Annotated in this window: 11 protein-coding genes; 5 read left to right on the plus strand and 6 right to left on the minus strand. The window is 64.1% G+C overall.

Annotated elements, in window-relative coordinates; translation table 11 throughout:
• The 3 genes from QRN52_RS22670 to QRN52_RS22680 all read right to left on the minus strand — a co-directional run.
• A partial coding sequence (locus tag QRN52_RS22670; RefSeq protein ID WP_502869745.1) for an ABC transporter permease occupies nt 1-433 on the minus strand: 433 nt, incomplete at its 3' end.
• Between the two features lie 64 nt (nt 434-497).
• Nucleotides 498-1,493 carry a substrate-binding domain-containing protein gene (locus QRN52_RS22675; RefSeq protein ID WP_284756031.1) on the minus strand — a complete coding sequence of 332 codons (996 nt, stop codon included), beginning with the start codon at nt 1,491-1,493 and terminating at the stop codon, nt 498-500.
• Between the two features lie 262 nt (nt 1,494-1,755).
• A complete protein-coding gene (locus QRN52_RS22680; protein ID WP_284756033.1) occupies nt 1,756-2,766 on the minus strand; it encodes a LacI family DNA-binding transcriptional regulator in 1,011 nt (336 codons plus the stop codon).
• Between the two features lie 155 nt (nt 2,767-2,921).
• Between QRN52_RS22680 and QRN52_RS22685 the strand changes: the two genes are divergently transcribed.
• The 5 genes from QRN52_RS22685 to QRN52_RS22705 all read left to right on the plus strand — a co-directional run bounded on the left by QRN52_RS22685 (nt 2,922) and on the right by QRN52_RS22705 (nt 7,766).
• Nucleotides 2,922-4,100: a Gfo/Idh/MocA family protein gene (locus QRN52_RS22685; protein ID WP_284756034.1), complete on the plus strand. Its 1,179-nt coding sequence runs from the start codon at nt 2,922-2,924 to the stop codon at nt 4,098-4,100.
• Entirely contained in the window at nt 4,097-5,116 is a 1,020-nt protein-coding gene (locus QRN52_RS22690; protein ID WP_284756036.1) for a sugar phosphate isomerase/epimerase family protein, read from the plus strand. Before QRN52_RS22685 ends, QRN52_RS22690 begins: the two co-directional genes overlap by 4 nt.
• Before the next feature lie 157 nt (nt 5,117-5,273).
• A complete protein-coding gene (locus tag QRN52_RS22695) occupies nt 5,274-5,654 on the plus strand; it encodes an ArsR/SmtB family transcription factor (RefSeq protein ID WP_284756037.1) in 381 nt (126 codons plus the stop codon).
• The gene (locus tag QRN52_RS22700) at nt 5,651-7,309 is read left to right on the plus strand and encodes a SulP family inorganic anion transporter (RefSeq protein WP_284756039.1); all 1,659 of its coding nucleotides are present in this window, start codon (nt 5,651-5,653) and stop codon (nt 7,307-7,309) included. Before QRN52_RS22695 ends, QRN52_RS22700 begins: the two co-directional genes overlap by 4 nt.
• A 46-nt stretch (nt 7,310-7,355) precedes the next feature.
• Nucleotides 7,356-7,766 (plus strand): hypothetical protein, encoded by a 411-nt coding sequence (locus QRN52_RS22705; RefSeq protein WP_284756041.1) that lies wholly within the window; start codon nt 7,356-7,358, stop codon nt 7,764-7,766.
• A 56-nt stretch (nt 7,767-7,822) separates the two neighbouring features.
• Here the strand turns inward: QRN52_RS22705 and QRN52_RS22710 are convergent, their stop codons facing one another.
• Genes QRN52_RS22710 through QRN52_RS22720 form a run of 3 tightly spaced genes read right to left on the minus strand, consistent with a single transcriptional unit; the run spans nt 7,823 to nt 10,667 of the window.
• Nucleotides 7,823-8,695 carry a sugar phosphate isomerase/epimerase family protein gene (locus QRN52_RS22710; RefSeq protein WP_284756042.1) on the minus strand — a complete coding sequence of 291 codons (873 nt, stop codon included), beginning with the start codon at nt 8,693-8,695 and terminating at the stop codon, nt 7,823-7,825.
• An 8-nt stretch (nt 8,696-8,703) separates the two neighbouring features.
• Complete coding sequence (locus QRN52_RS22715; RefSeq protein WP_284756044.1) at nt 8,704-9,717, minus strand: Gfo/Idh/MocA family protein; 1,014 nt, start codon at nt 9,715-9,717, stop codon at nt 8,704-8,706.
• A 38-nt stretch (nt 9,718-9,755) separates the two neighbouring features.
• The gene (locus QRN52_RS22720; protein WP_284756046.1) at nt 9,756-10,667 is read right to left on the minus strand and encodes a sugar phosphate isomerase/epimerase family protein; all 912 of its coding nucleotides are present in this window, start codon (nt 10,665-10,667) and stop codon (nt 9,756-9,758) included.
• Between the last annotated feature and the right edge of the window lie 145 nt (nt 10,668-10,812).

Genomic DNA, 10,812 nt, shown 5'->3' on the forward strand with positions numbered 1-10,812 from the left:
CGATGAAGGACGGCAGCTTCGTCTTGACCAGGATCCACCCGTTGATGAAGCCGATGCCGAGTGAAACGACGAGCGCCAGCACGACGCCGACCCAGGCGTTCATCGAGAAATACCAGCTGAACAGGGAAGCCGTCAGGGCCGAGGAAATCACGGCCACACCGGTGGAAAGGTCGAACTCACCGCCGATCATCAACAGCGACACCCCCACCGCCATGATCCCGATCGTCGAGGAACCATACAGCACGGTCGCGAGCGCGTTCGGCTGCGTGAACGTCTGGGACACGGACGCGAAGAAGATGAAGAGGACGACCGCCCCCACGAGGGCGCCGACTTCGGGCCTGCCCAGAAACTTCTGGACCGGGCTACGGCGTCCGATCCGCTCATCGCCGGGGGCCGAAGCCGGTGCCGGCGGCAGGGTTGCTGTGTTTGCCATAGGAAGAACTCCTTGTTGGTCAGGCCGCGCGGCGGTCGCCCGCCGCGCGGCCAGAATCCTGGATCTAGCGGACGCCCTGCTGGGCGAATTTGAGAACGTCGGAGGCGTTGGACTTGTCCACGATGGTGGGACCGGTCAGGACGGGCTGGCCGCCACCGAGCTTGAAACCTCCGCGCTTGGCCTGCCACAGGGAGTCGACGGACATGTAGCCCTGGAGCCACGGCTGCTGGTCCACCGTGAAGATCACAGAGCCGTCCACGATCTTCTGGGCGAGGTCCGCGTTCAGGTCGAAGCTGGCAACCTTGGCCGAGCTGCTGGCGTCCGTGACGGACTTGAGGAGCGTGAGGGTGATCGGCGCGCCCAAGCCGATGATGACATCTGCATCCTTGGCTGCCTGGAGCTTCGCGGTGGCGGTGGACTGGACCGCCGTCATGTCCTTGCCATCGACGTACAGGATCTCGGTTCCGGGCACCTTCGCCTTGACGCCGGCACACCGTGCTTCGAGGCCGACGTGGCCCTGCTGCTGAATCACGCAGACCGGGTGCTTGAAGCCCTGTGCCGCGAGCCTGGTTCCGACGGCCTCGCCGGCGAGCTTCTCATTCGAACCGAAGTGGGTGAAAGCCCCGAGCTGTGCCGAGACGCCCTCACCAGCGTTGAGGCTCACCACCGGGATGCCGGCATCGGTGGCCTTCTTGAGGACGTCCTTGAGGGCGTCCGGGGTGGCGAGGGTGACAGCAATACCGTCAACCTTCTGGTCGATGGCCTGCTGGACGAGCTGGGCCTGGCGCCCGGCTTCGGGGTCGCTTGTGTAGAGAAGCTCAACATTGTCCTTCGCAGACGCTTCTTCTGCACCCTTGCGGACGATGTCCCAGAACGTGTCCCCTGCTGCCGCGTGGGTGATGAGGGCGACTTTCATGCGCGGAGTGCTGACGGCTTGCCCGCCTCCGGCGGCGTTGGCGGTGTCAGCCGGCTTTCCGCCTTGGCTGGAACAAGCGCTAAGAGCCATCATCGGAACGACGGCTGCCACAAGTGCCGCCTTCCGCCAGGAAAACTTCTTCACGATTTATCTCCTTTGATAGGGGTTGCGGCCCTGCCACTCTGCAGGAGCTCAAAGCCCTCTACACAGATCATGGTGACTCGCCTCACATATGTCAATACTTTGTCCTGACATTAGGATGTTTTTACGTGAAGGCTCGTTTGATGACGTGGGCCCACGCCGCCAGGGTTCCCTGGCCGTGGGCCCCCACCGGCGAGGGCCCCTGCCTGAGCTTGCGAAGGCTGGGAGCCGGTGGGGACTTGCGAGGCGAGGGTGGCGGTGGGGGCTACGGGGCCGGTCGGGCCGTGGTACTTCGCAGCACCAGGACGGGATCAATCAGGGTGCGCTCGGGCTTGATGGCGGGGTCTTCAATCCTGGCGAGCAGCCTGTGCGCAGCATTAATGCCGACAACGTCGCTTCGGTTGTCGACGGAAGTGATGTCCAAGTACCTCGACTTGGCCAACGGGGAATTGTCATAGCCGATCACCGAAATGTCGCCGGGCACGCGAAGGCCCCTGGCCTTGAGGACGGCAAAGGCGCCCACGGCCATGGTGTCGTTGGCCGCGAAGATCGCCGTCGTGTCCGGGTGGTGGTCCAGGAGCCAAGAAGCCGCGGCGTAGCCGTCCTCCTCCGAAGTACCTTTGGACTCGACAATCAGGAGTTCGACGCCGGCCGCCTGGATCTGCCGCCGGAAACCGGCACGCCGATGGGCTGACGCGCCGTCGGACCCTGAGAGATGGCCAATGCGGGTATGACCGAGCCCCAGCAAGTGGTCAGCGGCCACGCCGCCGCCGCCGTCGTCGTCGTTGGTGATGAGGTCGGCACCGACCGGTACCCCCTTGCGCCACCCGGCCACCACCGTGGGAACCCACGTCCTGGCCAGCATGGAATCGCTCGGTTCTGCGGCGATGACAAGCGCGTCAACATGCATGGCAAGAAGTCCGTCGGCTGCTTCCTTGATGCGGTTTTCGCCGGGCTGGGAGTCGGCCAGCGTGACGTGGTAACCGAGCTCCGAAAGTACCGACTCCATTCCCCTGAGGAGATCGACGAACCAAAGGTTCCTGTAGTCGTCAATGAGCAGGCCGATGCTCTTGGTCCGATTGCTCGCCAGCGTGGTCGCGGCCCTGCTGGGACGGTAGCCGAGCTCAGACATTGCCGACTGGACAGCTTGGCGGCGCTTGTCGCTGACCCTTTCCGGCGACTGGAGGACCAAGGACACCAGCGACGGCGAGACGCCAGCCAGCTTGGCTACGTCATAGATGGTGGGGCGGCGGGTTTTAGGACTTGTCGCACTCATGGTTCGGGAACCTTTCTCCTCTGCCGTCAAGGGTATTCGCAAGACATTGACAGGACATACTCACATGATTACGCTGTAAGTCCAGTGCTAAATTGTAGCGCTCCAAAATGCCCCGGTGTGCTCGACACCCAGGCTGAATTTCGAAGGAGAAATCAATGGCTGAGAGCCTAGGGGTCGCCGTCATCGGCGCAGGAATGGCCGGCAAGGCACACGCGGCGGCCTACCGCACAGCGTCTGCACTTTATAGCCCCGTGCTTCCGCCGGTGCGCCTCGTATCGATCGGCGACGTGAACGCGGAGTTCGGGTCCCTCGCTGCCCGGCGTTTCGGCTACGAACGCAATGACACCTCATGGCAAGCGATCGCGGAAGCGGACGATATCGACGTCGTCAGCGTCGTCATCGCGAACTCCCTCCACCGCGAGGTGGTCGAGGGACTCCTGGCCGCAGGCAAGCACGTCCTCTGCGAGAAGCCGCTGAGCGACTCCATCGAAGACGCACGCGCCATGGCCGAAGCGGCCCGCAACGCGTCCAGCATCGCCCGCATTGGCTTCACGTTCCGCCGCACGCCCGGCATCGCGTACATCCGCGACTTGATCCGCACCGGCGTCCTCGGCAAGGTGCTGCACTTCAGCGGACGCTATTGGACCGACTACGGCTTCAGCCCTTCCGCTCCCATGAGCTGGCGCTACAAGGGGGGTCCCGGCTCCGGTGCGTTGGCCGACGTCGGAAGCCACTTGGCCTACGTTTCCGAGTTCCTGTGCGGGGACATCAAGTCCATCAGCGGCGGCCGCCTGAGCACTGTCATCGACAAACGCCCCTTGCCGCTCGGCGCCGTAATGGGCCACGATCACGCGGCCGTGAGCGACACCTACGAGGCCGTAGAGAACGACGACTACGCCGCCTTCAACGCAGAGTTCGAAACCGGAGCCGGCAGCTTCGAAGTCTCCCGCGTTGCCGCCGGCCACGCCAACAGCCTCAACTTCGAAGTGTTCTGCGAGAACGGTGCGGCCAAGTTCGACCAGCGCCGCCCCTCCGAAATCCAGCTGTTCCTTAACGATGGCTCCGGCAACGAGAACGGCTACCGCCAGGTCATCCTCGGCCCGGGCCACCCCTACATCGCCGGCGGCCTCGCCATGGACGCCCCCGAGGTTGGCTTCGGCCAGAACGACGCCTTCGGCTACCAGGCCCGGGCGTTCCTCGAAGAGGTTGCCGGCCTTCCCGAGGCCGAGTCCCTCCCCCGCTGCGCCACGTTCGATGAAGGCGTCCGCAACATGGAACTGCTCGGTGCCGTCGCGGAATCCGCACTCAACAACGGAAAGACGATCACGCTATGAAACTCGGCGTCTACAACGCAATCCTGCACGACCGCCCGCTTCCCGAGGCCTTGAAGGTCATCGCGGACCTAGGTCTGACCGGCATCGAGATCAACACCGGCGGATTCCTGCCAGCCGTGCACGTCCCCGCCTTCGACGACATTCTTGTATCGGATGCCGCCCGCGACGACTACCTCGCGATCTTCGAGGGGACCGACGTCGCGATTGCGGGGCTGAACTGCAACGGCAACCCCTTGCACCCGAAGCGCGAGATCGGCGAGAAGCATGCCGAGGACATCCGCCGCTCCATCCGGCTTGCAGAGCGTCTCGGCCAGAGTCGAGTGGTCACCATGTCCGGCCTGCCCGGCGGGGAGCCCGGCGCGACCGTGACGAACTGGATCGTCAACGCCTGGAATTCGGCGGCTTTGGATGTGCTGGACTACCAATGGGACGTCGCGGCGAAGTTCTGGCGCGAGACCGATAACCTGGCCGCCGACCATGGCGTCAAGGTGGCCCTCGAACTGCACCCGCAGAACATCGTGTTCAACACCGCCGACGTGCACAAGCTCATCGAGCTCACCGGAGCTACCCATGTGGGCGTTGAACTGGATGCTTCGCACCTGTTCTGGCAGCAGATGGATCCGGTAGCCGTGGTCCGCGAACTCGGGCCTTTGGTCTTCCAGGCAGCCGCGAAAGACGTCCGCGTCAACACCGCGAATGCCTCCCTCTACGGGGTTCTCGACAACAGCTTCCGACGCCTCTCGCCGGATGAGAACCGCACCAACCTCGGCGGCGACGAATGGGCCAACGAGTGGCCCAAGAACTCCGCGTGGGACTTCGTTGCCCTCGGCCGCGGGCACGACACCGCCTACTGGACCGAGTTCCTGCGCGCGCTTCACGAGGTGGACCCCGGCATGCTCGTCAACATCGAGCACGAAGACACTTCCCTCGGCCGGATCGAAGGGCTCGAAGTGGCGGCGAAGGTCCTGCGTGACGCAGACGCAGCGCTCACGGCGTCGCTGAAGGTTACGGCGTAGGAGGTTCCTCGAACTGCAAAGGAGGGCTTCATCCGATTTCGGATGAAGCCCTCCTTTTGTTGGCCCGCAGGGCTTCCGTTCCAGCCCTTGTTACACTGGATGATGAATCCATAAAATAGTCAAGCAAAGACTCGTGGTCTGGGCCAGGGAGGTGGTCATGGAAGAGTTCGCGGATTTCCGGGCACCGCTGTATGAGGTGAAGGCCAATCTGTTCAAGGGGCTGGCCCACCCGGTCAGGATCCGGGTACTGGAGCTGCTGTCGGCGGCGCCCGAGGTGTCGGTGACAGAGCTTCTGGCCGCAACGGGCCTGGAGGCCTCGCACCTGTCCCAGCATCTGTCGGTACTGCGCCGATATCACCTGGTCAAGGGAGAACGACGGGCGTTGCAGATGTTCTATACCCTGGCGTACCCGCAGGTCGCGGAACTCCTCACCGTCGCCAGACTGCTGCTCAACGACATGCTCCACGCCACCCGGGCGCAGCTTGAGACCTCAGAAGCGACTGCACCCGCGTCAGCCGCAGCGGCCAGCACCCTGTGAAGGCCCTAGTCGCGGTCCGGGCCTTGCTGCCAGGGCGGCAGGATTACGCGCTATTGCCGGGTACCTGGAAAGGAGACTTGGTTGCCGGGGTCACGGTCGGCATCGTCGCGCTGCCGCTGGCCCTCGCGTTCGGAGTCAGCTCCGGCGCGGGTGCGGCCAGCGGATTGATCACCGCCGTGATCGCCGGCGTGATCGCGGCCGTCTTCGGTGGTTCCAATATCCAGGTCTCCGGACCCACCGGCGCCATGGTCGTGGTTCTGGGCCCGATCATCGCCGCCCATGGGCTCGGGGCGCTGGCTGCGGTCTCGGTCCTTGCCGGGGTCATAGTGGTGGCCGCCGGGTTACTCAAACTCGGGCGGGTCGTGACGCTCCTGCCCTGGCCGGTGATCGAGGGCTTCACCGTCGGAATCGCGGTAATCATTTTCTTACAGCAGGTCCCTGCCGCGTTCGGCACCAAGCCAGGGCCCAGTAGCAACGCTGTCATCTCGGCGATCCAGGCCATCGGCACCGTGTCCCCTGCCTCGGTCCTTGCCCCGGTTGCCGTGGTGGCTCTGGTGGCGGTCATCATGATTGCGTCACCGCGGATCCACCCTCGGATCCCGGGCTCGCTCATCGCGATCATCATTGCCACTGTGGCCGCACAGTTCCTCGACCTGCCGGTGACCCGGATCGGAGCCCTGCCCGATTCCCTGCCGGTCCCGATGATCCCCTCCCTGGACCTGGCGACGATCACCGCGCTGGCCGGGTCCGCGGCTACGATCGCAGCCCTGGCCGCGATCGAGTCACTGCTCTCGGCACGGGTCGGGGCGTCGATCTCCGATACCGGCCCCTACGACGCGGACCGTGAGCTCCTGGGCCAGGGCCTCGCGTCCGTCGCGTCCGGATTCTTCGGCGGCATGCCGGCCACAGGTGCCATCGCCCGCACAGCAGTCAACATTCGCTCCGGGGGCCGGACACGCCTCGCCGCCATTACCCATGCGCTGGTCCTGCTTGCCGTGGTGTACCTGGCCACCGGCCCGGTTTCCCGCATCCCCCTTGCCGCGCTCGCAGGGGTGCTGATGGTCACCGCGACGCGCATGGTCTCCCTCAAGACGCTGCGCAGCGTGATCGGATCAACCCGCGCCGACACGGTCGTGTTCTTCGTCACCGCACTGATTACCGTGTCCTTCGACCTGATCGAGGCCGTGGAGATCGGGATCGCCGTCGCTGCCTTCTTCGCCCTGCGTGCCCTAGTCCGGTCCAGCGGTGTGCACCGGGAAGAAATCCCCGGCCCGGTCCACGAAGGGGACGCGCACATCGCCGTGTTTCGTCTCGACGGAGCCCTATTCTTCGCCGCTGCCGAGCGCGTCCTGGAGCGGGTCAGCGCCATCCGGAACGTCGACGTCGTGATCATCCGCATGTCGCAGCTGCAGATCTTGGACGCAACCGGTGCCAGAACCATCACAGACATCGTCCAGGCCCTGGAACGCCGCGGAATCACCGTGCTAATCAAAGGGATCCAGGAGCGCCACCTTAGGCTCGTCACCCAGGTGGGGGTTCTGGACTCCCTTCGCCACCACAAACACCTCTTCACCGAACTGGGCCCCGCCGTGGAGCATGCCCGAAGCCACGTCGCCCGCGCCGCCAGCGCACGCAACCCCGGCAAGACCCCGTAAACCGGTCCAGCCGCAGCCGGTCCGCCCCATCCTTGAAAGAAGACCAATGCCTTCATTGAACGAAACCAGCGCCCGTATACGGGCCGCCCACCTGCTCGTCCGGTCCGCCGAGGAATGGGACACACTCTCCGAGGAGTTGCTCCGGACCTACGACCTTGAAGACAACGACAAGATCGAAATGCTCCGCGAATCCTTCCTTGCCACTTGGAAGTCGGTCACCCGCAACCTCCTCACCGACCCGCTGAATACCATCGGCATCACTGTCACACAGGCCGTTCATCCTTGGGGCATCGCCACCCTGAATGCCGCCGGGCGCACCTGCGAACCAATCTTGTGCTCCCCAGAGGGACTCCCTCCATTTTCCAAAACAAGCGACGTTCACGGCAGGCCGCGACTGCTTAGCTTCGAGGAAGTGATGACCGGGTACAACACCTGCCTGGCGTCCCTGCTTCGGTAGCCAGCACAACAAAGGGAGGCGGCGATAGAGTCGCCGCCCCCCTTTGTTGTATGCCCTTATTGGACCTTCGCGATGTACTTGCCCATGGTCTCCAGCTGGTAGCGGGACACCTCGTTGGCATTGTCGTCCTCGGCGAAGACGCTGGACACCATGACGGTGTTGTCCTTGTCCAGGAAGCCGATTTCCTTGAGTCCACCGAAGAACTCGTCCCAGTTGACGTCGCCGTCGCCGATCTTGAGGTGCTGGTGCACGCGCACGGCGTTTCCGGGCGGGTTGGTGATGTAGCGCAGCCCGTGCGAGGCGTGGTGGTCCATGGTGTCGGACACGTGGACCAGGCGCAGCTTGTCCCCCGCGGCCCGCATGATGTCGAGCGGCTTGTTGCCCATGTGGAACGTGTGGGACGCAACGTAGACCATGCCGATGTTAGGCGAGTTCACGCCCCGGATGACGCGCAGGGCGGCGAGTCCGTCCTCCACGAAGTCGTCCGGGTGCGGGTCGATGAGGACGTCCAGGCCCTCGCGCTCGATGATCGGAAGCAGTTCTTCCATGGAGCGGTAGAAGGCCCTTTCGGACTCCTCTGCCTTCTCCGGGCGGCCGCTGAATTCGGTGTTCATGGTCTGCACGCCAAGATCAACAGTGATCTTGATGGCACGCTTCCAGTAACGGACAGCGGCCTCGCGGGCGTCTTCGTCCGGTCCGGACCAGCGCAGAACGGGAAGCACCGAGGCGATCTCGACGTCGGCGTCCTTGCAGGCTTTCTTCAGCTGGCCCACAAGTTCGTCGTCGGCCTTCGGGTGGTTGAAGAACGGGATGAAGTCCGCGTGCGGGGTCAGCTGGAGGTACTTGTAGCCGAGGTCGGCGGCCAGCCGCGGAAACTCCAGCAGGCTGTGGCTGTGGTGGAACGGTGTGGGATCGAGGGCAATCTTCATGGTCACTCCTACTTGTACAGCTCAGGCTTGGTGTTGAGCTGTACCGCAACCTTTTCGCCCGACTTCTGGGCTTCAACGCCGGCTTCGCAGCACGCAGCGGTGGCGTAGCCGTCCCAGGCGGTGGGGCCGCCGATTTCGCCGCGGCGGGCGGCGTCAACCCAAGCCTGGACCTCGACGTCGTACGCGGCACCGAAACGCTCTTCGAAACCTGGCGTGACCTTGCCGCCCCAGCGGCCGGCGCTGCGGACGTAAGGACCGCCGTCGCCACCGATGCTCACAATGCCATCCTCGAAGGACGCCTGGGTGGCGACTTCGTAGCCGAACTTGGCGTTCACGTAAATTTCGACGTCGGCCAGGACACCGGACTCCGTCTCGATCAGGACGTGCTGCGGGTCGTGCTGGCCGTTCGGGGCATTGCGCGTCGCCTTGCCCAGGCGGACCTGCACAGAGGTGATTTCCTCACCAGTGAAGAAACGGATGGCATCGAATTCGTGGACCACGGAGTCGTTGATGAGCATCTCGTTGGTGAAGCCCTGAGGAGTGTCCGGGTTGCGGTGCTGGTGGTGCAGCATGAGCAGCTCGCCGAGTTCACGATCGCGGATCACGGAACCCAAGGCGGCGTATTCGGCGTCGAAGCGGCGCATGAAGCCCACCTGGATGCGCTTGTGGCCGAGTGCCGTTTCGGCCTGGACAACCTTCCAAGCGCTTTCGGCATCCGGGGTCAGCGGCTTTTCGCAGAGGATCGGGAAGTCCTTCTCCAGTGCCTTGTACAGGATTTCCTCGTGCAGGAAACCGGGCGTGGCGATCAGCACGGCGTTGACGTCGCCGTTGTTGAGGGCCTCATCGGCGCTGGCGAGGGCGACGGCGCCGTCGATCCCTGCGATGGCGGCCTGCGCACGGGCGAGGTCGACGTCGACGACGGCGGCCACCTCGGCGCCGTGGATGCGGGTGCTGAGCCGCTTGATGTGGTCGGCGCCCATGCGGCCTGCGCCGATGACGGCCACGCGGAGAATGTCAGTCATTGTTTCTGTCCTTAGTTGTCTGTGCTTGAGAGGCAGCGTTAGTTGACAGTCGTGCGGGAGCCGCACGAGAGCAGGTAGTTTCGGGTGCGCTTGGCGATGGGCATCGGGACGTCGAAGGCCACGGGGTACATGTCCTGTTCCACAATGCCAAAGATCGGGCGGTTAAGTCCTTCAACGGCTTCGATGACTGCGCGAAGATCCGGCAGTCCGTTCGGCGGTTCGGTCATGACACCGGCCAGGTTGGCAGCGGCCCAGGTCATGTTCTCCTCGTTGACCTTCTTCAAGACTTCCGGGTTGATCTGCTTCAGGTGCAGGTAGCCGATCCGGTCCGGGTAGTTTTTGATCAGTTCCAGGCTGGACGCTCCGCAGTATTCCGCATGCCCGGTATCCAGGCACAGGTTCAGGTACTGGGGATCGGTAGACGCCAGAAGCGTTTCGATATCGGCCTGGGCGCCGACGTGGGAATCTGCGTGGGAGTGGAATTGCTGCTTGAGCCCGAAGTCTTCCAGCAGCACTTTGCCCATGCGGTTGTGGCCGGCGAACAGGTCGCTCCAGGCTTTCTCGGTGAGTTCCCCGCTCTCCACAGCCTCTCCCGTGACGTCGTCGCGCCACATGGCTGGGATGACCACGATGTGTTCGCCGCCCATGGCCGCGGTCAGCTCGGCCACCTTGCGTGCCGGCTCCCAGGCTTCCTCGTACTGTGCGGCGCCGCGGTGGAACGCCGTGAAGACCGTTCCGGCCGTGACCTTGAGGTCGCGCTGCTTGAGTTCCTCGGCGAGGCGGGTGGGGTCGTTCGGCAAGTAGCCGTAGGGACCAAGTTCGATCCACTTGTAGCCGGACTCAGCCACTTCGTCCAGGAAGCGTTCCCACGGGGTCTGCTTGGGGTCATCCGCGAACCAGACGCCCCAGGAGTCCGGGGCCGTGCCGATGATGAGTTTGTTCTCTGTCATTGCTCAATCCTTAACGTTGACTGCTCCCCACCGGGGGCCGCAGCCCAACTGACTCGCATTTGTTGTCGTTATGGGGGCTCATAACGACAACTACTGCTAGGTAGTTGGGCGGGTGGTCAGTTGGAGGGGAAGTTGTAGGAGGCGC

Source organism: Arthrobacter sp. efr-133-R2A-120 (assembly GCF_030209835.1).
Lineage (GTDB): Bacteria > Actinomycetota > Actinomycetes > Actinomycetales > Micrococcaceae > Arthrobacter.

Coding starts and splice junctions, on each gene's coding strand:
- QRN52_RS22680 (WP_284756033.1), bottom strand. CDS start 2,766: ATGAGTGCGACAAGTCCTAAAACCCGCCGCCCCACCATCTATGACGTA.
- QRN52_RS22685 (WP_284756034.1), top strand. CDS start 2,922: ATGGCTGAGAGCCTAGGGGTCGCCGTCATCGGCGCAGGAATGGCCGGC.
- QRN52_RS22690 (WP_284756036.1), top strand. CDS start 4,097: ATGAAACTCGGCGTCTACAACGCAATCCTGCACGACCGCCCGCTTCCC.
- QRN52_RS22695 (WP_284756037.1), top strand. CDS start 5,274: ATGGAAGAGTTCGCGGATTTCCGGGCACCGCTGTATGAGGTGAAGGCC.
- QRN52_RS22705 (WP_284756041.1), top strand. CDS start 7,356: ATGCCTTCATTGAACGAAACCAGCGCCCGTATACGGGCCGCCCACCTG.
- QRN52_RS22710 (WP_284756042.1), bottom strand. CDS start 8,695: ATGAAGATTGCCCTCGATCCCACACCGTTCCACCACAGCCACAGCCTG.
- QRN52_RS22715 (WP_284756044.1), bottom strand. CDS start 9,717: ATGACTGACATTCTCCGCGTGGCCGTCATCGGCGCAGGCCGCATGGGC.
- QRN52_RS22720 (WP_284756046.1), bottom strand. CDS start 10,667: ATGACAGAGAACAAACTCATCATCGGCACGGCCCCGGACTCCTGGGGC.